The 23,319-nt window shown below is 54.3% G+C and carries 30 protein-coding genes; 26 read left to right on the forward strand and 4 right to left on the reverse strand.

Annotation, left to right across the window (positions count from 1 at the left end; all coding sequences use genetic code 11):
* The first annotated feature begins 3 nt into the window (after positions 1–3).
* The 6 genes from mdcC (at position 4) to mdcH (ending at position 4,529) form a co-directional block, all read left to right on the forward strand.
* On the forward strand, positions 4–303 hold the full coding sequence (gene mdcC, locus AAEY27_RS01960; RefSeq protein ID WP_342323288.1) for a malonate decarboxylase acyl carrier protein: 300 nt from the start codon (positions 4–6) through the stop codon (positions 301–303).
* Positions 296–1,132 (forward strand): biotin-independent malonate decarboxylase subunit beta, encoded by an 837-nt coding sequence (locus tag AAEY27_RS01965; protein WP_342323289.1) that lies wholly within the window; start codon positions 296–298, stop codon positions 1,130–1,132. The genes mdcC and AAEY27_RS01965 overlap by 8 nt, the downstream gene beginning before the upstream one ends.
* On the forward strand, positions 1,129–1,929 hold the full coding sequence (mdcE, locus tag AAEY27_RS01970) for a biotin-independent malonate decarboxylase subunit gamma (RefSeq protein ID WP_342323290.1): 801 nt from the start codon (positions 1,129–1,131) through the stop codon (positions 1,927–1,929). The genes AAEY27_RS01965 and mdcE overlap by 4 nt, the downstream gene beginning before the upstream one ends.
* A 124-nt stretch (positions 1,930–2,053) precedes the next feature.
* The gene (locus AAEY27_RS01975; protein ID WP_342323291.1) at positions 2,054–3,013 is read left to right on the forward strand and encodes an AEC family transporter; all 960 of its coding nucleotides are present in this window, start codon (positions 2,054–2,056) and stop codon (positions 3,011–3,013) included.
* Between the two features lie 2 nt (positions 3,014–3,015).
* Positions 3,016–3,633, forward strand: coding sequence for a malonate decarboxylase holo-ACP synthase (locus AAEY27_RS01980; RefSeq protein WP_342323292.1), 618 nt, complete (start codon positions 3,016–3,018; stop codon positions 3,631–3,633).
* On the forward strand, positions 3,633–4,529 hold the full coding sequence (gene mdcH / locus AAEY27_RS01985; protein ID WP_342323293.1) for a malonate decarboxylase subunit epsilon: 897 nt from the start codon (positions 3,633–3,635) through the stop codon (positions 4,527–4,529). Before AAEY27_RS01980 ends, mdcH begins: the two co-directional genes overlap by 1 nt.
* 135 nt (positions 4,530–4,664) lie before the next feature.
* Here the strand turns inward: mdcH and AAEY27_RS01990 are convergent, their stop codons facing one another.
* Positions 4,665–5,597 carry a LysR family transcriptional regulator gene (locus AAEY27_RS01990; RefSeq protein WP_342323294.1) on the reverse strand — a complete coding sequence of 311 codons (933 nt, stop codon included), beginning with the start codon at positions 5,595–5,597 and terminating at the stop codon, positions 4,665–4,667.
* 25 nt (positions 5,598–5,622) lie between these two features.
* Positions 5,623–7,524 carry an ABC transporter ATP-binding protein gene (locus AAEY27_RS01995; RefSeq protein WP_342323295.1) on the reverse strand — a complete coding sequence of 634 codons (1,902 nt, stop codon included), beginning with the start codon at positions 7,522–7,524 and terminating at the stop codon, positions 5,623–5,625.
* A gap of 170 nt (positions 7,525–7,694) precedes the next feature.
* Here AAEY27_RS01995 and kefG point away from each other — a divergent pair, with 170 nt between their 5' ends.
* The 4 genes from kefG (at position 7,695) to slyD (ending at position 10,947) form a co-directional block, all read left to right on the forward strand.
* Positions 7,695–8,246 (forward strand): glutathione-regulated potassium-efflux system ancillary protein KefG, encoded by a 552-nt coding sequence (kefG, locus tag AAEY27_RS02000; protein ID WP_342323296.1) that lies wholly within the window; start codon positions 7,695–7,697, stop codon positions 8,244–8,246.
* Positions 8,246–10,051, forward strand: a complete 1,806-nt coding sequence (kefB, locus tag AAEY27_RS02005) for a glutathione-regulated potassium-efflux system protein KefB (protein ID WP_342323297.1) — start codon at positions 8,246–8,248, stop codon at positions 10,049–10,051. The genes kefG and kefB overlap by 1 nt, the downstream gene beginning before the upstream one ends.
* A gap of 10 nt (positions 10,052–10,061) precedes the next feature.
* Positions 10,062–10,262 carry a YheV family putative zinc ribbon protein gene (locus AAEY27_RS02010; protein ID WP_342323298.1) on the forward strand — a complete coding sequence of 67 codons (201 nt, stop codon included), beginning with the start codon at positions 10,062–10,064 and terminating at the stop codon, positions 10,260–10,262.
* Positions 10,263–10,356: 94 nt separating this feature from the next.
* Complete coding sequence (gene slyD, locus AAEY27_RS02015; protein WP_342323299.1) at positions 10,357–10,947, forward strand: peptidylprolyl isomerase; 591 nt, start codon at positions 10,357–10,359, stop codon at positions 10,945–10,947.
* Positions 10,948–11,061: 114 nt separating this feature from the next.
* Here the strand turns inward: slyD and AAEY27_RS02020 are convergent, their stop codons facing one another.
* On the reverse strand, positions 11,062–11,280 hold the full coding sequence (locus AAEY27_RS02020) for a protein SlyX (RefSeq protein WP_342323300.1): 219 nt from the start codon (positions 11,278–11,280) through the stop codon (positions 11,062–11,064).
* Between the two features lie 238 nt (positions 11,281–11,518).
* Here AAEY27_RS02020 and fkpA point away from each other — a divergent pair, with 238 nt between their 5' ends.
* The 11 genes from fkpA to bfr all read left to right on the forward strand — a co-directional run bounded on the left by fkpA (position 11,519) and on the right by bfr (position 19,747).
* Positions 11,519–12,367, forward strand: coding sequence for an FKBP-type peptidyl-prolyl cis-trans isomerase (gene fkpA / locus AAEY27_RS02025; RefSeq protein ID WP_342323301.1), 849 nt, complete (start codon positions 11,519–11,521; stop codon positions 12,365–12,367).
* 159 nt (positions 12,368–12,526) lie between these two features.
* A complete protein-coding gene (locus tag AAEY27_RS02030; RefSeq protein ID WP_342323302.1) occupies positions 12,527–13,249 on the forward strand; it encodes a helix-turn-helix transcriptional regulator in 723 nt (240 codons plus the stop codon).
* A complete protein-coding gene (gene tusD, locus AAEY27_RS02035) occupies positions 13,249–13,635 on the forward strand; it encodes a sulfurtransferase complex subunit TusD (RefSeq protein ID WP_342323303.1) in 387 nt (128 codons plus the stop codon). Before AAEY27_RS02030 ends, tusD begins: the two co-directional genes overlap by 1 nt.
* Positions 13,635–13,994 carry a sulfurtransferase complex subunit TusC gene (tusC, locus tag AAEY27_RS02040; RefSeq protein WP_342323304.1) on the forward strand — a complete coding sequence of 120 codons (360 nt, stop codon included), beginning with the start codon at positions 13,635–13,637 and terminating at the stop codon, positions 13,992–13,994. Before tusD ends, tusC begins: the two co-directional genes overlap by 1 nt.
* A gap of 7 nt (positions 13,995–14,001) precedes the next feature.
* Complete coding sequence (gene tusB, locus AAEY27_RS02045) at positions 14,002–14,289, forward strand: sulfurtransferase complex subunit TusB (protein ID WP_342323305.1); 288 nt, start codon at positions 14,002–14,004, stop codon at positions 14,287–14,289.
* Positions 14,290–14,413: 124 nt separating this feature from the next.
* On the forward strand, positions 14,414–14,788 hold the full coding sequence (gene rpsL, locus AAEY27_RS02050) for a 30S ribosomal protein S12 (protein WP_003023654.1): 375 nt from the start codon (positions 14,414–14,416) through the stop codon (positions 14,786–14,788).
* Between the two features lie 96 nt (positions 14,789–14,884).
* Entirely contained in the window at positions 14,885–15,355 is a 471-nt protein-coding gene (rpsG, locus tag AAEY27_RS02055; protein WP_007369802.1) for a 30S ribosomal protein S7, read from the forward strand.
* A 99-nt stretch (positions 15,356–15,454) separates the two neighbouring features.
* The gene (gene fusA / locus AAEY27_RS02060) at positions 15,455–17,569 is read left to right on the forward strand and encodes an elongation factor G (protein ID WP_342323306.1); all 2,115 of its coding nucleotides are present in this window, start codon (positions 15,455–15,457) and stop codon (positions 17,567–17,569) included.
* 70 nt (positions 17,570–17,639) lie between these two features.
* Positions 17,640–18,824 carry an elongation factor Tu gene (tuf, locus tag AAEY27_RS02065; protein ID WP_342322705.1) on the forward strand — a complete coding sequence of 395 codons (1,185 nt, stop codon included), beginning with the start codon at positions 17,640–17,642 and terminating at the stop codon, positions 18,822–18,824.
* Between the two features lie 179 nt (positions 18,825–19,003).
* On the forward strand, positions 19,004–19,198 hold the full coding sequence (gene bfd, locus AAEY27_RS02070; protein WP_034812717.1) for a bacterioferritin-associated ferredoxin: 195 nt from the start codon (positions 19,004–19,006) through the stop codon (positions 19,196–19,198).
* Positions 19,199–19,270: 72 nt separating this feature from the next.
* Positions 19,271–19,747: a bacterioferritin gene (gene bfr / locus AAEY27_RS02075; protein WP_342323307.1), complete on the forward strand. Its 477-nt coding sequence runs from the start codon at positions 19,271–19,273 to the stop codon at positions 19,745–19,747.
* On the opposite strand, the gene AAEY27_RS02080 is transcribed toward bfr, so the two are convergent.
* On the reverse strand, positions 19,744–20,145 hold the full coding sequence (locus AAEY27_RS02080) for a prepilin peptidase (RefSeq protein WP_425294652.1): 402 nt from the start codon (positions 20,143–20,145) through the stop codon (positions 19,744–19,746). The genes bfr and AAEY27_RS02080 overlap by 4 nt on opposite strands.
* A gap of 434 nt (positions 20,146–20,579) precedes the next feature.
* Here AAEY27_RS02080 and rpsJ point away from each other — a divergent pair, with 434 nt between their 5' ends.
* Genes rpsJ through rplB form a run of 5 tightly spaced genes read left to right on the forward strand, consistent with a single transcriptional unit; the run spans position 20,580 to position 23,307 of the window.
* Positions 20,580–20,891: a 30S ribosomal protein S10 gene (gene rpsJ, locus AAEY27_RS02085; RefSeq protein WP_001181005.1), complete on the forward strand. Its 312-nt coding sequence runs from the start codon at positions 20,580–20,582 to the stop codon at positions 20,889–20,891.
* Positions 20,892–20,923: 32 nt separating this feature from the next.
* Positions 20,924–21,553: a 50S ribosomal protein L3 gene (gene rplC / locus AAEY27_RS02090; RefSeq protein ID WP_017460069.1), complete on the forward strand. Its 630-nt coding sequence runs from the start codon at positions 20,924–20,926 to the stop codon at positions 21,551–21,553.
* Positions 21,554–21,563: 10 nt separating this feature from the next.
* Entirely contained in the window at positions 21,564–22,169 is a 606-nt protein-coding gene (gene rplD, locus AAEY27_RS02095) for a 50S ribosomal protein L4 (RefSeq protein ID WP_342323309.1), read from the forward strand.
* The gene (gene rplW, locus AAEY27_RS02100; protein WP_000617546.1) at positions 22,166–22,468 is read left to right on the forward strand and encodes a 50S ribosomal protein L23; all 303 of its coding nucleotides are present in this window, start codon (positions 22,166–22,168) and stop codon (positions 22,466–22,468) included. The genes rplD and rplW overlap by 4 nt, the downstream gene beginning before the upstream one ends.
* A gap of 17 nt (positions 22,469–22,485) precedes the next feature.
* Positions 22,486–23,307, forward strand: a complete 822-nt coding sequence (rplB, locus tag AAEY27_RS02105; protein WP_023479412.1) for a 50S ribosomal protein L2 — start codon at positions 22,486–22,488, stop codon at positions 23,305–23,307.
* The last annotated feature ends 12 nt before the right edge of the window (positions 23,308–23,319 follow it).

Genomic DNA, 23,319 nt, shown 5'->3' on the forward strand with positions numbered 1-23,319 from the left:
GTTATGGAACACATTACGATAACCGTGCCTGCCGGCCGCGCATTACGCGGCAAAGCGCTGGCGGGCGTTGTGGGCTCCGGGGATATGGAGGTGTTATTCACCGCCGACCAGGGGCAAACATTGACGATTGATATCACCACCTCCGTGGATAACAGCCGTGGACGTTGGGAAGCGCTGTTCAACCGGTTAAGTGTGGTCAGCACGCTGCCTGCGGGCCAGCTTGTGATCCACGATTTCGGCGCAACGCCCGGTGTGGCGCGTATCCGTATCGAACAGGTTTTCGAGGAGGTGAGCTATGCGTGACGATCGCAGTTTTATCGAACTTAAAGCGCGTCAACGCGCCCAAACGCTGCTGGATGAAGGCAGCTACCGCGAACTGTTAGATCCGTTCGAGGGCATTGTTTCCCCGTGGTTAGGGGCGCAGGGCATTGTTCCGCAGGCGGATGACGGCATGGTGGTCGCCAAAGGCACCCTCAACGGCCAACCGGCGGTGGTTGTCGCCATCGAAGGCGCGTTCCAGGGTGGCAGTATGGGCGAAGTCTCCGGCGCGAAAATGGCGGCGGCGCTGGAACTGGCGGCAGAAGATAACCGCAACGGCATCCCAACTCAGGCGGTGTTATGCCTCGAAACCGGCGGCGTGCGTTTGCAGGAAGCCAACCTGGGGCTGGCGGCGATTGCCGATATTCACGCGGCGATTGTTGATCTGCGCCGTTACACCCCGGTGGTCGGCATTGTCGCCGGCACCGTGGGCTGCTTCGGCGGGATGTCCATCGCGGCGGCGCTGTGCAGCTATCTGATTGTCACCCGCGAAGCGCGGCTTGGTCTGAACGGCCCGCAGGTTATTGAACAGGAAGCCGGGATCGACGAGTACGACTCGCGCGATCGTCCGTTTATCTGGAGCATGACCGGCGGCGAAGTGCGTTATCGCAGCGGGCTGGTGGATGCGCTGGTGGGCGACGGTATCAATGCGGTGAAACAGGCGATGAACGAGGCGATTGCCAAAGGCGTGCCGGCGAAACATCGCACCGATAACTACGACGATTATCTGCAACGTTTGACCCAGTTCGATACCCGCAAACAGGCGGATACCGAGCAGATCAACGCGTTGTTTGCCGGGGAGGGTAAAGCATGAGTACGACAGTCAGCCGCGGCGCTTTATGGCTGGAAAAACTAGCGCCCAATGCCGAGCACCTCAGCGGGCTGTGCCCGTCAGTGCAGGCGGCAGATGGCAATGTTAACGGTGAAGCGGTGCGCTTTATCGCGGTGGTGCCGGATGCCAATAACCACTATCCGCGCGCCGCAAAAGGCGAAGTCGGTCTGCTGGAAGGCTGGACGCTGGCGAAAGTGGTGAGCGAAACCGTTGCCGCCGATGCCAATAACAGCGTGAAACGCCCGATCATTGCGGTGATCGATGTGCCGAGCCAGGCCTATGGCCGCCGCGAAGAAGCATTTGGTATTCATCAGGCGCTGGCCGGAGCGGCTGCCGCTTACGCCAATGCGCGTCTGGTGGGTCACCCGGTGATTGGTCTGATCGTTGGCAAAGCGATGTCGGGGGCGTTTCTTGCCCACGGTTACCAGGCCAACCGCCTGATTGCCTTCAATGATGCCGGCGTGCTGATCCACGCCATGGGCAAAGACTCTGCGGCGCGTATTACGCTGCGTACCGTCGAGGCGCTGGAAAAACTGGCGGCAACCATTCCGCCGATGGCGTATGACATCAGCAACTATGCCACGCTGGGTTTGCTGTCGGATTTGCTGAACATCAGCAACCCGGATGCCCCTTCAGAAACCGATCTGGCGCAGGTGCAAAGCACCTTGCAACAGGCTATCAAAGACGCTCGTCAGGACACCTCGTTGAAAAACCGTCTGGGTGCTGACAACCGCCGCAGCTCCGCTCTCGTGCGCGAACGCATGAAAGCGAGCTGGTAAGTAAAAAGAAACCTGCCAGATAGCAACGCATGGGCGCGCGTGAATGCCGCGCTCATGCGCTACTGAAAATAAAAACATCGCGCTAGTGCTATTTCTTTTCCTTTTGAAGGCTTACAGGTGATTTATGACTTATGTAATTGTTCATGCCCTTGCACCGATTTTCGTCATCATGCTGCTGGGTTTCTGGGCAGGGAAGGCCAAAATGGTCGACAACAAAAATGTTTCCCTGCTGAATATCTTTGTAATGGATTTTGCCCTGCCCGCCGCGCTGTTTAGCGCCACCGTGCAGACGCCGTGGGCCGGTATCATCGCGCAATCCCCGCTGATTGTGGTGCTGACCCTTTCCATGTGGATTACCTATGCCGCCATTTACTTCCTGGCGACCGCCGTTTTCAAAAAATCACCGCAGGATGCCGCGGTGCTGACGCTGACCGTCGCGCTGCCGAACTATGCCGCGCTGGGTCTGCCGATCCTCGGTAGCGTGCTGGGCGAAGTGCCGTCCACTTCGCTGTCTGTTGCGGTTTCCATCGCCTGTGGTTCCGTGCTGATGACGCCGTTCTGCCTGCTGATCCTTGAGCGCGAAAAAGCCCGCGCGGCAGGTGGCGACACCGGTTCTACCCTGACGATGCTGCCGGTACTGATGTGGCGTTCGGTGAAAAAACCGATTGTCTGGGGGCCGCTGCTGGGGGTTGTGCTGTCGGCTATCGGCATCAAAATGCCGGATCTGCTGCTGGCGTCCATCAAACCACTGGGCCTTTCCGCGACGGCTGCGGCACTGTTCCTGACTGGCGTGATCCTCTCCGCACGTAAACTGGCGATCAACACCATGGTTATCTCCGCCACCATCACTAAGCTTCTGATCCAACCGGCGATTGCCTGGGGGATTGTGCTGGTGCTCGGTTTGCACGGCTCGGTGGCGATCACCGCGATCCTGATGATTGCGCTGGCTGCGGGTTTCTTCGGTGTGGTATTTGGTAACCGCTTTGGCGTGCAATCGCCGGATGCGGAAGCGGTGCTGCTGCTCAGCTCCGTGCTCTGTATCCTGTCGCTGCCGCTGTTTATCTCGCTGACATCAGGAATGTAATCATGACCGCAACAGCACGCCCGCACGATCTTCTTTGGCTCCTGACACAAGATGCGCTGGAAGGGGTAACCGAACCCTGGGTCGCGGAGGTCTGGCACGCTGGGTTACCGGTGGTGGTGCGGCGTGATGTTGCAAACGACGGTCGAATCCCCGTTGGCGTGCGCGGCCTGCGTCGCGACCAACGTGCCGCGGGGTGGGTGAGGCCGGAGCAGATTGCGCGCGTGGTCTCACCCGAACAGCTTGTCGCGCCGCAGGTACTGCCGCGCTCGCCGTTTATCTCCCAGCCGCCGGTGCAACTGGCGCTGCAACTGGCGCAGTTCGCCTGGCCGTGGTGCTGGGGGGTGACCGGCAGCACCGGTTACGCGCTGGCAACCGGCATTCCGGTGATTCATGCCGAAAGCGATCTCGACCTGCTGATCCGCGCCCCTGAACCGCTCGCCAAACGTGATTTGCAACGCTGGCAGCAGCAACTTAGCGGTGGGCTATGCCGGGCGGATACGCAAGTTGACACGCCTCTTGGCGGTTTTGCGCTGGCGGAGTGGCTGCGCGATGGGCGAGTGATGCTGAAAACAAACCACGGGCCGCGTCTGGTGAGCGACCCGTGGCACAGGGAGGAATAATGAAAATTCTGTTTACTTTTCCGGGGCAGGGGACACAGCGCCCCGGTATGTTACAGGCGCTTCCGGGAACGGAGATGCAGGAAGCGCGTGAAGTCCTTGGTGCCGAAGCGGACACCCTCGACACGGCAGCGTCGTTGCAGCACACGCGTGCTGTACAACTGGCTTTGCTGATTGCCGGTGTCGCCTGGGGACGCGAGTTGCAGCGCCGGGGTGTCACGGTGGACATCGCCAGCGGTCTGTCGATTGGCGCCTACCCGGCGGCGGTGATTGCCGGAGCGCTCGATTTTCATGATGCGTTGCGTCTTGTGGCGTTGCGCGGTGATTTGATGGAGCAGGCGTATCCGCAGGGGTACGGGCTGACTGCGATCATGGGGCTGACACTGCCCCAGGTGGAAAAGTTGCTGGAAGGCAGCGGGGCGTATATCGCCAATCTCAATGCTGAAACCCAGATTGTTATCGCCGGAAGCGATGAGGCGATGGCGGACGTCGCAACGCGCGCGCTGGCGAAAGGCGCCAACAAAGCGCACCGCCTGGCAGTGAGTGTGCCTTCCCACTGCGCGTTGCTGGCGGAACCGGCAGAAAAGCTGGCGCAGGCCTTTGCCGATGTCACGCTCAACCGGCCGCAATGCGCGTATTTAAGCGGCAGCACCGGGCGCGTGCTGTGGCAGCCGGAGAAAATCGCCGACGATCTGGCGCGCAATATGGCGCGCACCGTGCGCTGGCAGGAAGCGGTCGTCGCCGCCAATGAACGCGACGCGAGGCTGGCGATTGAGATGCCGCCGGGCGGGATTTTGACGTGCCTGACGCGTCAGGCGGCGTGGAACGGGGAATGCATTTCGCTCGAGCGCAGCGGCGTCGATGTGGCTGTGCATCTGGCGAAGCGGCTTAGGGATTGAGGATTTTTGCTTTGCCGGATGGCGGCTACGCCTTATCCGGCCTACGGACTCCCCTGGTTTTGCTTTGCCGGATGGCAGCTACGCCTTATCCGGCCTACAAGGTGCGGGGAATCCGCGTCGCCATCGGGCAATGAATCATGCACTGTCACCCAAACTGCGCGCGTACATTCGTCCTTCGGCGGCCAGCGCCAACAAATTGGGGTCATGCTCGCGGTTGCGGGCAAAGACAATGGCGATCAACTGCTGCATTTGGTACGGCTCGGCCAAGCGCAGCATCTGCACCGAACCTTCATACACTTTTCTCATCCTGCCCGGCATCAGCGTAAAACCCACCCCAGCCTGCACCAGGCTGAGCATTGAGAAAATGTCGTTCACGCGGGTGACGATTTCCGGCTCGAACCCGGCGATATGAAACGCTTCCTGGAAACCGGCGTAGGTGGCAAACCCTTCCGCCAGCGAGACAAATTTTTGTGAGCGATAATCGCGCAGATCGGCGAGGGTGCTGGTTTTCAGCGTTGCGCTGGCGGGCGCCGCGAGAAAAATATCGTCATGGAATAGCGGCAGTATTTCGAGATTGTTAGTGTCGATTTCACTCTCGGAAATTGAGATGAGAATCGCGTCGAGCGAGCCCTCTTCCAGCATATGCAACAGCGTGTCGTTCGAGCCCATCGTCAGATCCATTTCCAGATCCGGGCGGCGCAACTTCATGCCCATGATGAGCCTCGGCACGGTTTCCAGCGTCAGAGAATAGAGCGTGCCGACGCGTAAACGCCCCTGACCAACGCCAGCGGTTTTGCGCGCTTCGTCCAGTCCGCGCTCCATCAACTGCGTCACTTCCTGGCAATATTCCAGCAGTGTCCAGGCAGCGGGCAGCGGGATCAGATTGCGCCCTTTGTGCACAAACAGCGGGCAACGGACATTCTCTTCCAGCGTATGCAGGGCGCGGTGCACGCTAACACCGCTCAGATTGAGGGCTTCGGCGGCGCGGGCGATATTTCCCTTTTCCATGAAGACCATGAAAATACCCAGCTTGCGAAACGTAATGTCGTTGGTGATATCCAGATTCATAAGCTCTCTCGCCCGCTGCTGCGCATTATTCTTGCAGCATCGCCTCTAGCTGTTCATGCGCGTCCAGCCACGCCATTTCGCACTCTTCCAGGCCGGATTTCGCCGCCGCCTGTTGTTGCAGGCAGGTGGTTAATTCCGCTTTACGGCTTTGATCGTACAACCCGCTGTCGCCCAGCTTCTCTTCGGCTTGTGCCAGTTGCGCGTTGAGTTTTTCCATCTCTTTTTCCAGACGGGCAATCTCTTTACGCAGCGGCTGGGTTTGTGTGCGCAGTTCGGCTTCGCGACGCTTTTGATCTTTGCGCGCCTGGGCACTGTTGCCGTTCTCTTTCGCGGTATCCGCAGGCTGGCTTTCCTGCTTTTGTACATCACTCAGCCACTGCTGATAATCGTCCAAATCGCCGTCGAACGGCTCGACTTTGCCGTCGTGGACAAGGTAGAGATCGTCGGTGGTCGAACGTAGCAAGTGGCGGTCATGCGACACAACAACCAACGCGCCTTCAAACTCGATCAGCGCGTCGGTCAGCGCCTGGCGCATATCCAGATCGAGGTGGTTAGTCGGTTCATCGAGCAGCAGCAGGTTCGGGCGCTGCCAGACAATGAGCGCCAGTACCAGCCGCGCTTTCTCGCCACCGGAAAAACGTTCGGTCACTTCGGTGACTTTATCGCCCTGGAAACCGAAACCGCCGAGATAATCGCGCAGCTTCTGCTCCAGCTCCTGCGGCGCCAGGCGCGCCAGATGCTGTAACGGCGATTCGTCGGCGCGTAAAAACTCCAGTTGGTGCTGGGCGAAGTAACCGAGCTTGATGCCTTTCGCCAGGCCGATTTCACCGCTTTGCGCCGCCAGTTCGCCGGCCAGCAATTTGATCAGCGTCGATTTGCCCGCGCCGTTGCGCCCCAGCAGACCGATGCGCGAACCCGGCACCAGGTTGAGTTTGATGGCGTTCAGAATGGTGCGATCGCCGTAACCCGCGCTGACTTTTTCCATCTTCAGAATCGGGTTTGGCAGGCTTTCCGGGGCACGAAAATTAAAGTGGAACGGGTTATCAACCTGCGCCGGGGCAATCAGTTCCATGCGCTCCAGCATTTTGATACGGCTTTGCGCTTGCTTGGCTTTGCTGGCTTTCGCTTTGAAGCGGTCGATAAAGCTTTGCAGATGCGCCACGCGCTGCTGCTGGCTTTCATAGGTCGCTTGTTGCTGGGAAAGCCGCGTGGCGCGCTGGCGCTCGAACGAGCTGTAGTTGCCGGTGTATTCAAACAGGCTTTGCTGCTCGATATGCAGAATTTTGTCGACCACTGGATCAAGGAAATCGCGGTCGTGGGAAATCAGGATCAATGTGCCGGGATAGCTTTTCAGCCACTTCTCCAGCCAGATCACCGCGTCGAGATCGAGGTGGTTAGTCGGTTCATCAAGAAGCAGTAAATCGGAACGACAAATCAGCGCTTGCGCCAGGTTTAAACGCATGCGCCAGCCGCCGGAAAAGTCGCTCACTGAGCGGTCGAGTTGCTCATTGGAGAAACCCAGTCCGTGCAACAAGCTGGCGGCGCGAGAGCGAATCGTCCAGGCGTCAATGGCGTCGAGTTTGCCGTGGACGGTGGCAATGGCGTGACCGTCGTTGCGCTCGTTGGCGGCATTCAGTTCCGCTTCAAGCTGGCGATATTCACGATCGCCGTCGATCACATAGTCGATGGCCGCTTCATCTAAAGCGGGCGTTTCCTGATTCACCCACGCCAGTTGCCAGGTGCCGGGAAACGTGAAGCTGCCGCCATCGGCGCTTATCTCGTTTTTCAAAAGCGCCAGCAGGGTCGATTTGCCGCAGCCGTTTTTACCCACCAGCCCCACTTTTTGGCCTGGATTGATGGTGGCTGTGGCGTTATCCAACAGGACACGCACGCCGCGACGAATTTGTAACGAGGAGAAAACAATCATAAGACGCCGTATGTTCCGACTATGTTAATTTGTCATTATGGTAATGTAAGGTTTCGGCCAAATGCCGTACCGGGGCCGCAATGTTAGCCCAAAATGAAGACGATAGACAAAATCATTCTGGCAGGCCGCTGGGCATGTTGCCGGAGATTCGACACCCGGGAGGGGAATAGATGTCGCAGACAGCGAAAGTGTTGCTGCTGTATGCCCATCCGGAATCACAGGACTCGGTGGCAAACCGGGTTTTGCTTAAGCCGGCAACGCAGCTACCAAACGTAACGGTGCACGATCTGTACGCCCGTTATCCTGACTTTTTTATTGATATTCCTCGTGAACAGGCGTTGTTGCGCGAGCATGATGTCATTGTGTTTCAACACCCTTTGTACACCTACGGTTGCCCGGCGTTGCTGAAGGAGTGGCTCGATCGCGTGTTGAGCCGCGGCTTCGCCAGCGGTATTGGCGGGAATCAACTGGCGGGAAAGTACTGGCGCAGCGTCATCACCACGGGTGAACCGGAAAGCGCTTATCGCCACGATGGACTGAATCGCTATTCGATGAATGATGTTTTGCGCCCATTTGAGCTGACCGCCGCGATGTGCCGCATGCACTGGCTCAGCCCGATCGTCATTTATTGGGCGCGCAGACAGGCACCGCAGGAACTGGCTAGCCATGCCAAAGCTTACGATGACTGGCTGGCCTCACCGCTGCCGGACGGAGGCCGCTAATGGAAGGTTCCACACTTTTACTGGCTGGCGTGTTATTCCTCTTTGCGGCGGTTGTTGCTGTTCCGCTGGCGGCGCGTTTGGGCATCGGCGCGGTGCTCGGCTATTTGCTGGCGGGCATCGCGATTGGCCCGTGGGGGCTGGGGTTTATCAGCGACGTCGATGAAATCCTGCATTTCTCGGAGCTGGGCGTGGTATTCCTGATGTTCATCATCGGGCTGGAGCTGAACCCTGCCAAACTGTGGGAATTACGCCGCTCTATTTTTGGCGTTGGTGCGGCGCAGGTACTGCTCAGCGCGGCGATCCTCGCCGGGTTATTAATGCTGACCCAATTCTCCTGGCAGGCGGCGGTGATTGGCGGGATCGGCCTTGCGATGTCGTCGACGGCGATGGCGCTGCAACTGATGCGTGATAAAGGCATGAACCGCAGCGAGTCCGGGCAGCTTGGCTTCTCGGTGCTGCTGTTTCAGGATCTGGCGGTGATCCCGGCCCTGGCGCTGGTGCCACTGCTGGCGGGCAATGGCAACGATCATCTCGACTGGATGAAAGTCGGCATGAAAGTGCTGGCGTTCGCGGGCATGTTAATTGGCGGACGTTACCTGCTGCGCCCGGTGTTTCGCTTTATTGCCGGTTCCGGCGTGCGGGAGGTGTTTACCGCCGCGACGCTGCTGTTAGTGCTCGGTTCGGCGCTGTTTATGGATGCGCTCGGGTTGTCGATGGCGCTCGGCACGTTCATCGCTGGTGTTTTATTGGCGGAGAGTGAATATCGCCATGAACTCGAAATCGCCATCGAACCGTTTAAAGGGCTGCTGCTCGGGTTGTTCTTTATCTCCGTAGGTATGGCGCTGAACCTTGGCGTGCTCTATACCCATCTATTGTGGATTGTAATGAGTGTGGCGGTGCTGGTGGCGGTGAAAACACTGGTGCTCTACCTGCTGGCGCGCGTGTACGGCTTGCGCAGTTCGGAGCGTATGCAGTTTGCCGGTGTGTTAAGCCAGGGCGGCGAGTTTGGGTTTGTGCTCTTTTCCGCCGCTTCTTCCCAGCACTTATTTCAGCATGATCAAATGGCGCTCTTGCTGGTGACCGTTACGCTGTCGATGATGACCACGCCGCTGCTGATGCGCGGCGTTGATAAGCTCCTCTCCCGGCGTTTCAACACGCCGGAGGACGAAGACGAAGCGCCGTGGGTTGACGATGATAAACCGCAGGTGATTGTCGTTGGGTTTGGCCGTTTTGGTCAGGTGATTGGCCGCCTGTTGATGGCCAACAAAATGCGCATCACCGTGCTGGAGCGCGATATCAGCGCGGTCAACCTGATGCGTAAGTACGGTTATAAGGTTTATTACGGTGATGCCACGCAGGTTGAATTGCTGCGTTCGGCGGGCGCGGAGGCGGCGCAATCTATTGTTATCACCTGTAACGACCCGATAGATACGATGAAGCTGGTGGAGATTTGCCAGCAGCACTTTCCTCATCTGGCGATTCTGGCGCGGGCGCGGGGACGTGTCGAGGCCCATGAACTGTTGCTGGCCGGTGTTTCGCAGTTCTCCCGTGAAACATTTTCGAGTGCGCTGGAGTTAGGCCGCAAGGCGCTAATTTCGCTTGGGATGCATCCGCATCAGGCTCAGCGGGCGCAATTGCACTTTAAGCGTCTGGACATGCGTATGCTGCGTGAACTGATGCCGGTGCATACCGACACAGTACAAATTTCCCGCGTGCGCGAAGCACGGCGCGAGCTGGAGGAGATTTTTCAGCGTGAAATGCAGCAAGAGCGTCGCCAGCTGGATGGCTGGGACGAGTTTGAATAAGGGGAGTCGAATGGCTGTACGTAAACGTTTTATCGCCGGTGCGACCTGTCCGGCATGCCAGGCGAAAGACTCACTGGCAATGTGGCGTGAAAATAATGTCGATATTGTTGAATGTGTTAAGTGTGGGCATCAAATGCGCGAGGCGGATAAAGAGACGCGCGAGCATGTACGCAAAGATGAGCAAGTGATAGGGATTTTTCATCCGGACTAGCGATATCAGGCAGGTTTTTTTAAGCTAAAGGGTACACGGGTGCAGAATTCCGCTACAATCTGCGCCAGTATTTTTCCCACGCTCAGGAGATATCATGAAAGTAGCAAAAGACCTGGTGGTCAGCCTGGCCTATCAGGTACGTACAGAAGACGGTGTATTGGTTGATGAGTCTCCGGTGAGTGCGCCGCTGGACTACCTGCACGGTCACGGTTCCCTGATCTCCGGTCTGGAAAACGCGCTGGACGGTCACGAAGTCGGCGACAAATTCGATGTGGCTGTTGGCGCGAATGACGCTTACGGTCAGTACGACGAAAACCTGGTACAACGCGTACCGAAAGACGTCTTCATGGGCGTTGATGAACTGCAGGTTGGCATGCGCTTCCTGGCGGAAACCGACCAGGGTCCAGTACCGGTTGAGATTACCGAAGTGGAAGACGACCACGTTGTGGTTGACGGTAACCACATGCTGGCTGGCCAGAACCTGAAGTTCAACGTTGAAGTTGTCGCGATTCGCGAAGCAACGGAAGAAGAACTGGCGCACGGCCACGTTCATGGTCCGCATGGTCACGATCATGACCACGACCATGATCACGACGGTTGCTGCGGCGGTCACGGTCACGACCATGATCACGACCACGGTGGCAAAGGTGGTTGTGGCGGTCACGGCGGTTGCGGCTGCCACTAATACCCGTCGTCTTTCGCGCCACAGGTGCGTTGGCTTTCTGAAACACGTTATGTAGGCCTGATAAGCGAAGCGCCATCAGGCACAAAAAGCGGGGAAACCCGCTTTTTTTACGCCTTAATAATGGGGCGGGGGCGTCTCTTCTGAAGGGGAGGCCAGGTGCGATGGTTGGCTGGCTTTGACCTTTTCCACCAGCAAGCGCACATGCTCGCGCAGCTTCACCATCTCCAGCTCATGAGCGATAACCGTCTGGTTCAGCTCTTCAATGGTCATTTCCTGAAAGGCCAGTCGGCTTTCCAGTTCCGCCAGTCGCGCTTCTGTTGTTAACTCTTGCATTGATCACCTCTGGGTTGCGTCCGGCTCGATTTACGTTAAACGGGCGGATTTTACTGAACTTTGCCTTTCGATACAGCATTAAGGCCGTATAGCAGAAACTTATTTAAACAAAAATAGTCACAAATCAGGTGAATTCAGGAAGAGTGCTTATGTTGATTTCTGCCGCAACGCTTTATAGTACGCTTCTTAACTTTGTGTATAACCCTGGGGCGAGATGCCCCGGCCCCTGGAGAAATGGATGAAATCACTGTTTAAAGTCACGCTGCTGGCGACCACCATGGCCGTTGCCCTTCATGCACCGATTTCTTTTGCTGCACAAACCGCAACAAAAGAGGCTGCGGCAGCAACTGACAGCAAAGCGGCATTTAAAAATGACGACCAGAAATCCGCCTATGCGCTGGGTGCATCACTGGGCCGCTACATGGAAAACTCCCTGAAAGAGCAGGAAAAACTGGGTATCAAGCTGGACAAAGCTCAGCTGATCGCCGGTGTTCAGGACGCGTTTGCTGATAAGAGCAAACTGAGCGATCAGGAGATCGAACAGACTCTGCAAGCGTTTGAAACCCGCGTGAAAACCGCCGCTCAGGATCGCATGGAAAAAGACGCGACTGAAAACGAAGCGAAAGGCAAAACCTTCCGTGATACTTTCGCGAAAGAGAAAGGCGTGAAAACCTCTGATACCGGTCTGCTGTATAAAGTAGAAAAAGAGGGTACCGGCGACGCGCCGAAAGATAGTGACACTGTTGTTGTGAACTACAAAGGTACGCTGATCGACGGTAAAGAGTTTGATAACTCTTACACCCGTGGCGAGCCGCTCTCTTTCCGTCTCGATGGCGTCATCCCGGGCTGGACTGAAGGCCTGAAAAACATCAAGAAAGGCGGCAAGATCAAGCTGGTCATCCCACCGGCACTGGCTTACGGCAAAACTGGCGTCCCGGGTATCCCGGCTAACTCCACGCTGGTCTTCGAAGTCGAGCTGCTGGATATCAAACCGGCACCGAAAGCTGACGCTGCTGCGCCAGAAGCGGCTCCGGCAGCAGGCGATAAAGCTGCTGATGCGAAAGATGCCGATAGCAGTAAGAAATAAAAGTGTGAAACGCGCCGCCTTCGGGCGGCGTTTTTTTTTGCACCGAGGATATAATTCTGGAAAGCTTTGCCTACGATGTATTAATTTATATCCCCATATGAATACTGAGCCTGCCCTGAAAACATAACGACAGGCTCCTGAAAAGGAGTGTTTTTTTTCATGTCCAGGTCGCTATTAACCAACGAAACCAGTGAGCTAGATCTCCTGGATCAACGTCCTTTCGATCAGACCGACTTCGATATCCTCAAATCCTATGAAGCGGTGGTGGACGGGTTAGCGATGCTCATTGGTTCGCACTGCGAAATCGTTTTGCACTCCCTGCAGGATTTGAAATGTTCCGCTATCCGCATCGCCAATGGCGAACACACAGGGCGTAAAATTGGCTCACCCATTACCGACCTCGCGCTGCGCATGCTGCACGATATGACCGGTGCCGACAGCAGCGTCTCGAAGTGCTACTTCACACGCGCGAAAAGCGGCGTACTGATGAAGTCAGTGACGATTGCCATCCGCAACCGCGATCACCGCGTGATTGGTTTACTGTGCATCAACATGAACCTTGATGTGCCGTTCTCGCAAATTATGAGCACCTTTATCCCGCCTGAAACTCCTGATGTTGGCTCTTCGGTGAACTTTGCGTCTTCTGTGGAAGACTTGGTTATGCAAACGCTGGAGTTCACCATCGAAGAGGTCAATGCCGATCGTAACGTTTCCAACAATGCCAAGAATCGTCAGATCGTACTGAACCTCTATGAGAAAGGTATCTTTGATATTAAAGACGCGATCAACCAGGTGGCTGACCGTCTAAATATTTCCAAACACACCGTTTACCTCTATATCCGCCAGTTCAAAAGCGGCGATTTTTCCGGGCCAGATCGGTAATGCGTTTTGCTCTGATGGTGACCGGCCCGGCGTATGGCACACAGCAGGCGAGTAGCGCGTACCAGTTTGCTCTGGCGTTACTGGAAGCGGGGCACACGCTCAGTAGTGTTTTCTTTTATCGCGAAGGGGTGAGCAATGCGAATGCGCTCACTGCGCCTGCCAGCGACGAGTTTGACCTCGTTCGCGCCTGGCAGCGCCTTCATGATGAACAGCAGGTTGAATTGCACATCTGTGTCGCCGCTGCGTTGCGCCGTGGTGTGGTGGATGACACCGCAGCGCAGCGCCTGGCGCTGCCTGGTGCGAATCTGCAAGCGGGTTTCTCGCTGACGGGGCTTGGTGCGCTGGCCGAAGCCGCGCTCTCTTGCGATAGAGTGGTGCAGTTCTGATGAAACGTATCGCTTTTGTCTTTACCTCCGCACCGCATGGTTCCTCTTCCGGGCGTGAAGGGCTGGATGCGTTGTTAGCCACTTCAGCCTTTAGCGATGATATCGGCGTTTTTTTTGTCGGCGACGGCGTATTCCAACTGCTGGCAAACCAACAGCCGGGGGCGATTCTGGCGCGGGATTACATCGCGACGTTTAAAGTCCTTCCTCTTTATGACATCGAACAGTGCTGGCTGTGCGCGGCTTCGCTGCGTGAACGCGGTTTAGGCGATGAGACGGCATTTGTTCTACCCGCTCAGCGTCTGGAGCCGGACGCGCTGCGCGACGCGCTTGAGCAATACGCTGTCGTACTGACCTTTTGAGGCGCTTATGCTGTTGACTTTATCCCGCTCACCCTGGCAGTGCGATATGGCGGCGCTGCTGCGCTTGCTGCGGCCGGGGGATGATTTGCTACTGTTATCCGATGGAGTAGCGGCTGCGCTGGAGGGCGGGCGTTATGTTGAGTTATTACTGAACGCCCCCATAACAGTGCATGTGCTAAAAGATGACGTTGATGCTCGCGGTCTTGATGGTCAAATTTCGAGCAGTGTCGCCAAGGTTAGCTATACTGATTTCGTTAGCCTGACGGTGAAAAACGCCGTCCAGATGCATTGGTAATGTGGGATCGCTGTATATTTCTTGACACCTTTTAAGCACAGCCATAAAATTCTGCGTCCTCATATTATATGAGGCCGTTTTATTACGTGTTTACGAAGCAAAAGCTAAAACCAGGAGCTATTTAATGGCAACAGTTAACCAGCTGGTACGCAAACCACGTGCACGCAAAGTTGCGAAAAGCAACGTGCCTGCGCTGGAAGCATGCCCGCAAAAACGTGGCGTATGTACTCGTGTATATACTACCACCCCGAAAAAACCGAACTCCGCACTGCGTAAAGTATGTCGTGTTCGTTTAACCAACGGTTTCGAAGTGACTTCCTACATCGGTGGTGAAGGTCACAACCTGCAGGAGCACTCCGTGATCCTGATCCGTGGCGGTCGTGTAAAAGACCTCCCGGGTGTTCGTTACCACACTGTTCGTGGCGCGCTCGACTGCTCCGGTGTTAAAGACCGTAAGCAATCTCGCTCCAAGTACGGCGTGAAACGTCCTAAGGCTTAATGGTTCTCCGTTAAGTAAGGCCAAACTGTTTTAACTTAATGTCAAACTAAACTCTTAGAGTTTTGGACAATCCTGAATTAACAACGGAGTATTTCCATGCCACGTCGTCGTGTTATTGGTCAGCGTAAAATTCTGCCGGATCCTAAGTTCGGATCAGAACTGCTGGCGAAATTTGTAAATATCCTGATGGTAGACGGTAAAAAATCTACTGCAGAAGCAATCGTATACAGCGCGCTGGAGACCCTGGCTCAGCGTTCTGGTAAAAATGAACTGGAAGCTTTCGAAGTCGCTCTCGAAAACGTGCGCCCGACTGTCGAAGTTAAGTCTCGCCGCGTAGGTGGTTCTACTTATCAGGTTCCAGTTGAAGTTCGTCCGGTTCGTCGCAATGCTCTGGCAATGCGTTGGATCGTTGAAGCTGCTCGTAAACGCGGTGATAAATCCATGGCTCTGCGCCTGGCGAACGAACTTTCCGATGCTGCAGACAACAAAGGTACTGCAGTTAAGAAACGTGAAGACGTTCACCGTATGGCCGAAGCCAACAAGGCGTTCGCACACTACCGTTGGTAATCCCTTCGGAGTTTTAGTCACCAGGCGGGCGCTTCATGTAAGTCGCCCGCTGTTTGGCAACTTAAATCTGAACGCCTAAAGAGACAAACGAGGAATCAAATGGCTCGTACAACACCCATCGCACGCTACCGTAACATCGGTATCAGTGCGCACATCGACGCCGGTAAAACCACGACTACCGAACGTATTCTGTTCTACACCGGTGTGAACCACAAAATCGGTGAAGTTCACGACGGCGCCGCAACCATGGACTGGATGGAGCAGGAGCAAGAGCGTGGTATCACTATCACCTCCGCAGCGACTACTGCATTCTGGTCTGGCATGGCGAAGCAGTATGAACCGCATCGCGTTAACATCATCGACACCCCAGGGCACGTTGACTTCACCATCGAAGTAGAACGTTCCATGCGTGTGCTTGATGGTGCGGTAATGGTTTACTGCGCCGTTGGTGGTGTTCAGCCGCAGTCTGAAACCGTATGGCGTCAGGCAAATAAATATAAAGTTCCGCGCATTGCGTTCGTTAACAAAATGGACCGCATGGGTGCGAACTTCCTGAAAGTTGTAGACCAGATCAAAACCCGTTTGGGCGCGACTCCGGTTCCGCTGCAACTAGCAATTGGCGCTGAAGAAGGTTTCACCGGTGTTGTTGACCTGGTGAAAATGAAAGCGATCAACTGGAACGATGCCGATCAGGGCGTTACCTTCGTTTACGAAGATATCCCGGCTGATATGCAGGATCTGGCTGACGAATGGCACCAGAACCTGATCGAATCCGCTGCTGAAGCTTCTGAAGAGCTGATGGAGAAATACCTGGGTGGTGAGGAACTGACTGAAGAAGAGATTAAAACTGCTCTGCGTCAGCGTGTTCTGAACAACGAAATCATCCTGGTAACTTGTGGTTCTGCGTTCAAGAACAAAGGTGTTCAGGCGATGCTGGATGCGGTAATTGATTACCTGCCGTCCCCGACTGACGTTCCTGCGATCAACGGTATGCTGGACGATGGTAAAGATACCCCAGCTGAGCGTCACGCAAGTGATGAAGAGCCGTTCTCTGCACTGGCGTTCAAAATTGCTACCGACCCGTTCGTTGGTAACCTGACCTTCTTCCGCGTTTACTCTGGTGTGGTTAACTCTGGTGATACCGTACTGAACTCCGTGAAATCCGCACGTGAGCGTTTCGGTCGTATCGTTCAGATGCACGCTAACAAACGTGAAGAGATCAAAGAAGTTCGCGCAGGCGACATCGCTGCAGCAATCGGTCTGAAAGACGTGATCACCGGTGATACCCTGTGTGACCCGGACAACCCGATCATTCTGGAGCGTATGGAATTCCCGGAACCGGTAATCTCCATCGCCGTAGAACCGAAAACCAAAGCTGACCAGGAAAAAATGGGTCTGGCTCTGGGCCGTCTGGCTAAAGAAGACCCTTCTTTCCGCGTATGGACTGACGAAGAATCTAACCAGACCATTATTGCTGGTATGGGTGAACTGCACCTCGATATCATCGTTGACCGTATGAAACGTGAATTCAACGTTGAAGCGAACGTGGGTAAACCGCAGGTTGCTTACCGCGAAGCGATTCGCTCGAAAGTTACCGATATCGAAGGTAAACACGCCAAACAGTCTGGTGGTCGCGGTCAGTATGGTCATGTTGTTATCGACATGTACCCACTGGAGCCGGGCTCAAATCCGAAAGGTTATGAGTTCGTCAACGACATCAAAGGTGGTGTAATTCCTGGCGAATACATCCCGGCCGTTGATAAAGGCATCCAGGAGCAGCTGAAATCTGGTCCGCTGGCGGGTTACCCGGTTGTGGATATGGGTGTTCGTCTGCACTTCGGTTCTTACCACGACGTTGACTCCTCTGAACTGGCGTTTAAACTGGCGGCTTCTATCGCCTTTAAAGAAGGCTTCAAGAAAGCAAAACCTGTTCTGCTTGAGCCGATCATGAAGGTTGAAGTTGAGACTCCGGAAGAGAACACCGGTGACGTTATCGGTGACTTGAGCCGTCGCCGTGGTATGTTGCGCGGTCAGGAAACCAACGTTACTGGCGTTGTGATCCACGCTGAAGTTCCGCTGTCTGAAATGTTCGGGTACGCAACTCAGCTGCGTTCTCTGACTAAAGGTCGTGCTTCTTACTCCATGGAGTTCCTGAAGTATGATGATGCGCCGAACAACGTTGCTCAGGCCGTAATTGAAGCCCGTGGTAAATAAGCCGCAGGGTTAAAACCAAAGTCCCGTGCTCTCTCCATAGAGGGAGAGCACTATAGTAAGGAATAAAGCCGTGTCTAAAGAAAAATTTGAACGTACAAAACCGCACGTCAACGTCGGCACAATCGGTCACGTTGACCATGGTAAAACTACTCTGACTGCTGCAATCACTACCGTACTGGCTAAAACCTACGGCGGTGCTGCCCGCGCATTCGATCAGATCGATAACGCGCCGGAAGAAAAAGCTCGTGGTATCACCATCAACACTTCTCACGTTGAATATGACACCCCGACTCGCCACTACGCACACGTAGACTGCCCGGGCCACGCCGACTATGTTAAAAACATGATCACCGGTGCTGCGCAGATGGATGGTGCGATCCTGGTTGTAGCTGCGACTGACGGCCCGATGCCGCAGACCCGTGAGCACATCCTGCTGGGTCGTCAGGTAGGCGTTCCGTACATCATCGTGTTCCTGAACAAATGTGACATGGTAGATGACGAAGAGCTGCTGGAACTGGTAGAGATGGAAGTTCGTGAACTGCTGTCTCAGTACGATTTCCCGGGCGACGACACGCCGATCATCCGTGGTTCTGCTCTGAAAGCGCTGGAAGGCGACGCAGAGTGGGAAGCGAAAATCATCGAACTGGCCGGCTTCCTGGATTCTTACATCCCGGAACCTGAGCGTGCGATTGACAAGCCGTTCCTGCTGCCGATCGAAGACGTATTCTCCATCTCCGGTCGTGGTACCGTTGTTACCGGTCGTGTAGAGCGCGGTATCATCAAAGTGGGTGAAGAAGTTGAGATCGTTGGTATCAAAGACACCGCGAAATCCACCTGTACCGGCGTAGAAATGTTCCGCAAACTGCTGGACGAAGGCCGTGCTGGTGAGAACGTAGGCGTTCTGCTGCGTGGTATCAAACGTGAAGAAATCGAACGTGGTCAGGTACTGGCTAAGCCGGGTTCCATCAAGCCGCACACCAAATTCGAATCAGAAGTTTACATCCTGTCCAAAGATGAAGGCGGCCGTCATACTCCGTTCTTCAAAGGCTACCGTCCGCAGTTCTACTTCCGTACAACTGACGTGACTGGCACCATCGAACTGCCGGAAGGCGTGGAGATGGTAATGCCGGGCGACAACATCAAAATGGTTGTTACCCTGATTCACCCGATTGCAATGGACGATGGTCTGCGTTTCGCAATCCGTGAAGGCGGCCGTACCGTTGGCGCGGGCGTTGTAGCTAAAGTTCTGGGCTAATTATTTAGCTTTGAATTAAAAAGGGCACTTCGGTGCCCTTTTTACTGTCTGTCATTGATGGCCCGGTATTATTTACCCGCGATTTAGTTATGCAAGTACGCGCACTTTTACAGTTGCATCGTTGTAATCATAACCATTCTCATTTACACTTCTGTGCATAAAGTGAACGGGAGTGATTCATGTACGTTTGTTTGTGTAATGGTGTAAGTGATAAGAAAATTCGCCAGGCAGTGCGCCAGTTTCACCCTCAGTCATTTCAACAACTCCGCAAATTTGTTCCGGTAGGAAATCAATGTGGTAAATGTATTCGTGCGGCAAGAGAAATTATGCAGGACGAATTGACGCAGATGCCGGAATACAAAGAGATCGCCTAAAGCTCTATCTTTTTTTTGACATCCTTGTAGCCCCATCTACGCTTCAATGAGTGGAAGCGGAGGGACTATATAATGAAAGGTGATGTTAAAATCATAAATTATCTCAATAAATTATTGGGAAATGAGCTTGTCGCAATCAATCAATACTTTCTCCACGCGAGAATGTTCAAAAATTGGGGACTGACGCGCCTCAACGATGTTGAATACCATGAATCCATTGATGAAATGAAACATGCCGATCTATACATTGAGCGTATTTTATTTCTTGAAGGGCTACCGAATTTGCAGGATTTAGGCAAACTCGGGATTGGTGAAGATGTCGAAGAGATGCTGCAATCAGACCTTCGTCTGGAACTGGAAGGCGCAAAAGATCTGCGTGAAGCGATCGCTTATGCCGACAGCGTTCATGACTATGTTAGCCGCGATATGATGATCAATATTCTTGCCGAAGAAGAGCATCATATTGACTGGTTGGAAACAGAGCTCGATCTTATCTCGAAAATCGGCATCCAGAATTATCTCCAGTCGCAAATCAAAGTTGAAGATTAAGACGGTATCAAAGCCGGATACCCGATCAGTAAACCCGCTGCCGCCAGAAATGGCCCAAAAGGCAGCGGGTTTTTTAATGCCTGCAAACTTCGGCGACGAAGAACATTAACGCTCATCGCACCACAGGCGAGAAGCGAAGCAACGAATACCAATGCGGGTAATTGCTCCCAACCATGCCAGGCACCCAGAGCAGAAAGATATTTCACGTCGCCATAGCCAAGACCTTCTTTACCGCGTAGCAACCGATAGCTCCAATAAAGAAAGGCGAAACCCGCATAACCCGCCACCGCACCTATTACCGATTGCGGCAAAAACTCAACATGCGAAGTGCAATGCCAAACGAGACCTGACCAGAGAAGAGGGCAGGTGAAACTATCCGGCAGCAGACCGCTGCGCATGTCATACCTGACAAGAATCAGGTTTAGTAGCAAATATATAGAAAGAAAAAGCATGGCATCCCTGCCTCGTCATTGACCAACACAATGAGCGAAGGATGCGTAAAACGAGGCGGTAAACAAAGGCGACAATTCCGCTATTGCGATCACCTTTCCAGGAAATATCATTGAGGAAACCTCCTTTGCATCCTTTCTGCGAGCATATGCACTGAGTTGTGTAATTTCTAAACTGTACTTGCGTCTGGCCCAAATTTACGTATAATGCGCGGGCTTGTCGTAATTGACGGGTGGTTCAATCTGAACCATAGCGGTGTTGTTTAATCGCTAACAATGCTCCCAATCGGGGGGCTACGTAAGAACGATTACACTCCCCCATCAATCGTAATGGGTGTGAGGAGTAATTATTTTCGTCTATAAATAATTGGAGCTCTGGTCTCATGCAGAACCAAAGAATCCGTATCCGCTTGAAAGCGTTTGATCATCGTCTGATCGATCAATCAACCGCCGAAATCGTCGAGACTGCTAAGCGCACTGGTGCGCAAGTACGTGGTCCGATCCCGCTGCCGACCCGCAAAGAGCGCTTTACCGTTCTGATCTCTCCGCACGTCAACAAAGATGCGCGTGATCAGTACGAAATCCGCACTCATAAGCGTCTGGTTGACATCGTTGAGCCAACCGAGAAAACCGTTGATGCTCTGATGCGTCTGGATCTGGCTGCCGGTGTAGACGTGCAGATCAGCCTGGGTTGATCAGGTCATCGAGCGATTGAGAGGTTGAAACAATGATTGGTTTAGTCGGTAAAAAAGTGGGCATGACCCGCATCTTCACTGAAGATGGCGTATCTATCCCAGTAACCGTAATCGAAGTTGAAGCAAACCGCGTTACTCAGGTTAAAGATCTGGCTAACGATGGCTACCGTGCTATCCAGGTTACCACCGGTGCTAAAAAAGCTAACCGTGTAACCAAGCCGGAAGCTGGTCACTTCGCTAAAGCTGGCGTTGAAGCTGGCCGTGGTCTGTGGGAATTCCGTCTTGCTGACGGCGAAGAATTCACCGTAGGTCAGGACATTAGCGTTGAGCTGTTTGCTGAAGTTAAAAAAGTTGACGTAACTGGCACCTCTAAAGGTAAAGGTTTCGCAGGTACCGTTAAGCGCTGGAACTTCCGTACCCAGGACGCTACCCACGGTAACTCCCTGTCTCACCGCGTTCCGGGTTCTATCGGTCAGAACCAGACTCCGGGCAAAGTGTTCAAGGGCAAGAAAATGGCAGGTCAGCTGGGTAATGAGCGCGTAACCGTTCAGAGCCTGGACGTAGTACGTGTTGACGCTGAGCGCAACCTGCTGCTGGTTAAAGGTGCTGTCCCGGGTGCAACCGGTAGCGACCTGATCGTTAAACCAGCTGTGAAGGCGTGAGGAGATAGCAATGGAATTAGTATTGAAAGACGCGCAGAGCGCGCTGACTGTTTCCGAAACTACCTTCGGTCGTGACTTCAACGAAGCGCTGGTACACCAGGTTGTTGTAGCTTATGCAGCTGGTGCTCGTCAGGGTACTCGTTCTCAGAAGACCCGTGCTGAAGTAACTGGTTCCGGTAAAAAACCGTGGCGCCAGAAAGGCACCGGCCGTGCTCGTTCTGGTTCTATCAAGAGCCCGATCTGGCGTTCTGGTGGTGTGACCTTCGCTGCGCGTCCGCAGGACCACAGTCAAAAAGTTAACAAAAAGATGTACCGCGGCGCGCTGAAAAGCATCCTGTCCGAACTGGTACGTCAGGATCGTCTGATCGTTGTCGAGCAGTTCTCTGTTGAAGCACCGAAAACCAAGCTGCTGGCTCAGAAACTGAAAGACATGGCTCTGGAAGATGTGCTGATCATCACCGGTGAGCTGGACGAGAACCTGTTCCTGGCCGCGCGCAACCTGCACAAGGTTGACGTTCGCGACGCGACTGGTATCGATCCGGTTAGCCTGATCGCCTTCGACAAAGTCGTAATGACTGCTGATGCTGTTAAGCAAGTTGAGGAGATGCTGGCATGATTCGTGAAGAACGTCTGCTGAAGGTGCTGCGTGCACCGCACGTTTCTGAAAAAGCGTCTACTGCGATGGAAAAAACCAATACCATCGTTCTCAAAGTTGCTAAAGACGCGACCAAAGCAGAAATCAAAGCTGCTGTGCAGAAACTGTTTGAAGTCGAAGTCGAAGTCGTTAACACCCTGGTAGTTAAAGGGAAAGTTAAACGTCACGGACAGCGTATCGGTCGTCGTAGCGACTGGAAAAAAGCTTACGTCACCCTGAAAGAAGGCCAGAATCTGGACTTCGTTGGCGGCGCTGAGTAAGTCGGAGGAGTAATACAATGGCAGTTGTTAAATGTAAACCGACATCTCCGGGTCGTCGCCACGTAGTTAAAGTGGTTAACCCTGAGCTGCACAAGGGCAAACCTTTTGCTCCGTTGCTGGAAAAAAACAGCAAATCCGGTGGTCGTAACAACAATGGCCGTATCACCACTCGTCATATCGGTGGTGGCCACAAGCAGGCATACCGTATTGTTGACTTCAAACGCAACAAAGATGGTATTCCGGCAGTTGTTGAACGTCTTGAGTACGATCCGAACCGTTCCGCGAACATCGCGCTGGTTCTGTACAAAGACGGCGAACGCCGTTACATCCTGGCCCCTAAAGGCCTGAAAGCTGGCGACCAGATTCAGTCTGGCGTTGATGCTGCAATCAAAGCAGGCAACACCCTGCCGATGCGCAATATCCCGGTTGGTTCTACCGTTCATAACGTAGAAATGAAACCAGGTAAAGGCGGTCAGCTGGCTCGTTCCGCTGGTACTTACGTTCAGATCGTTGCTCGTGACGGTGCTTATGTCACCCTGCGTCTGCGTTCTGGTGAAATGCGTAAAGTCGAAGCAGACTGCCGCGCTACTCTGGGCGAAGTTGGCAATGCTGAGCATATGCTGCGCGTTCTGGGTAAAGCAGGTGCTGCACGCTGGCGTGGTATTCGTCCTACCGTTCGCGGTACTGCGATGAACCCAGTAGACCACCCACACGGTGGTGGTGAAGGTCGTAACTTTGGTAAGCACCCGGTAACTCCGTGGGGCGTTCAGACCAAAGGTAAGAAGACCCGCAGCAACAAGCGTACTGATAAATTCATCGTACGTCGCCGTAGCAAATAATTTTAGAGGATA

Source organism: Kosakonia sp. BYX6 (genome assembly GCF_038449125.1).
GTDB lineage: Bacteria > Pseudomonadota > Gammaproteobacteria > Enterobacterales > Enterobacteriaceae > Kosakonia > Kosakonia calanthes.

What these genes read in the sequence shown, in the direction of transcription:
- kefG (WP_342323296.1), top strand. Translation starts at nt 7,695, where the DNA reads ATGTCGCAGACAGCGAAAGTGTTGCTGCTGTATGCCCATCCGGAATCA.
- rplB (WP_023479412.1), top strand. Translation starts at nt 22,486, where the DNA reads ATGGCAGTTGTTAAATGTAAACCGACATCTCCGGGTCGTCGCCACGTA.
- AAEY27_RS01990 (WP_342323294.1), bottom strand. Translation starts at nt 5,597, where the DNA reads ATGAATCTGGATATCACCAACGACATTACGTTTCGCAAGCTGGGTATT.
- tusC (WP_342323304.1), top strand. Translation starts at nt 13,635, where the DNA reads ATGAAACGTATCGCTTTTGTCTTTACCTCCGCACCGCATGGTTCCTCT.
- rpsJ (WP_001181005.1), top strand. Translation starts at nt 20,580, where the DNA reads ATGCAGAACCAAAGAATCCGTATCCGCTTGAAAGCGTTTGATCATCGT.
- rpsG (WP_007369802.1), top strand. Translation starts at nt 14,885, where the DNA reads ATGCCACGTCGTCGTGTTATTGGTCAGCGTAAAATTCTGCCGGATCCT.
- rplC (WP_017460069.1), top strand. Translation starts at nt 20,924, where the DNA reads ATGATTGGTTTAGTCGGTAAAAAAGTGGGCATGACCCGCATCTTCACT.
- rpsL (WP_003023654.1), top strand. Translation starts at nt 14,414, where the DNA reads ATGGCAACAGTTAACCAGCTGGTACGCAAACCACGTGCACGCAAAGTT.
- mdcH (WP_342323293.1), top strand. Translation starts at nt 3,633, where the DNA reads ATGAAAATTCTGTTTACTTTTCCGGGGCAGGGGACACAGCGCCCCGGT.
- AAEY27_RS02030 (WP_342323302.1), top strand. Translation starts at nt 12,527, where the DNA reads ATGTCCAGGTCGCTATTAACCAACGAAACCAGTGAGCTAGATCTCCTG.
- AAEY27_RS01995 (WP_342323295.1), bottom strand. Translation starts at nt 7,524, where the DNA reads ATGATTGTTTTCTCCTCGTTACAAATTCGTCGCGGCGTGCGTGTCCTG.
- AAEY27_RS01965 (WP_342323289.1), top strand. Translation starts at nt 296, where the DNA reads ATGCGTGACGATCGCAGTTTTATCGAACTTAAAGCGCGTCAACGCGCC.
- AAEY27_RS01980 (WP_342323292.1), top strand. Translation starts at nt 3,016, where the DNA reads ATGACCGCAACAGCACGCCCGCACGATCTTCTTTGGCTCCTGACACAA.
- tusD (WP_342323303.1), top strand. Translation starts at nt 13,249, where the DNA reads ATGCGTTTTGCTCTGATGGTGACCGGCCCGGCGTATGGCACACAGCAG.
- bfd (WP_034812717.1), top strand. Translation starts at nt 19,004, where the DNA reads ATGTACGTTTGTTTGTGTAATGGTGTAAGTGATAAGAAAATTCGCCAG.
- mdcE (WP_342323290.1), top strand. Translation starts at nt 1,129, where the DNA reads ATGAGTACGACAGTCAGCCGCGGCGCTTTATGGCTGGAAAAACTAGCG.
- AAEY27_RS02020 (WP_342323300.1), bottom strand. Translation starts at nt 11,280, where the DNA reads ATGCAAGAGTTAACAACAGAAGCGCGACTGGCGGAACTGGAAAGCCGA.
- AAEY27_RS01975 (WP_342323291.1), top strand. Translation starts at nt 2,054, where the DNA reads ATGACTTATGTAATTGTTCATGCCCTTGCACCGATTTTCGTCATCATG.
- rplD (WP_342323309.1), top strand. Translation starts at nt 21,564, where the DNA reads ATGGAATTAGTATTGAAAGACGCGCAGAGCGCGCTGACTGTTTCCGAA.
- slyD (WP_342323299.1), top strand. Translation starts at nt 10,357, where the DNA reads ATGAAAGTAGCAAAAGACCTGGTGGTCAGCCTGGCCTATCAGGTACGT.
- bfr (WP_342323307.1), top strand. Translation starts at nt 19,271, where the DNA reads ATGAAAGGTGATGTTAAAATCATAAATTATCTCAATAAATTATTGGGA.
- fkpA (WP_342323301.1), top strand. Translation starts at nt 11,519, where the DNA reads ATGAAATCACTGTTTAAAGTCACGCTGCTGGCGACCACCATGGCCGTT.
- rplW (WP_000617546.1), top strand. Translation starts at nt 22,166, where the DNA reads ATGATTCGTGAAGAACGTCTGCTGAAGGTGCTGCGTGCACCGCACGTT.
- AAEY27_RS02010 (WP_342323298.1), top strand. Translation starts at nt 10,062, where the DNA reads ATGGCTGTACGTAAACGTTTTATCGCCGGTGCGACCTGTCCGGCATGC.
- AAEY27_RS02080 (WP_425294652.1), bottom strand. Translation starts at nt 20,145, where the DNA reads ATGCGCAGCGGTCTGCTGCCGGATAGTTTCACCTGCCCTCTTCTCTGG.
- mdcC (WP_342323288.1), top strand. Translation starts at nt 4, where the DNA reads ATGGAACACATTACGATAACCGTGCCTGCCGGCCGCGCATTACGCGGC.
- tusB (WP_342323305.1), top strand. Translation starts at nt 14,002, where the DNA reads ATGCTGTTGACTTTATCCCGCTCACCCTGGCAGTGCGATATGGCGGCG.
- kefB (WP_342323297.1), top strand. Translation starts at nt 8,246, where the DNA reads ATGGAAGGTTCCACACTTTTACTGGCTGGCGTGTTATTCCTCTTTGCG.
- fusA (WP_342323306.1), top strand. Translation starts at nt 15,455, where the DNA reads ATGGCTCGTACAACACCCATCGCACGCTACCGTAACATCGGTATCAGT.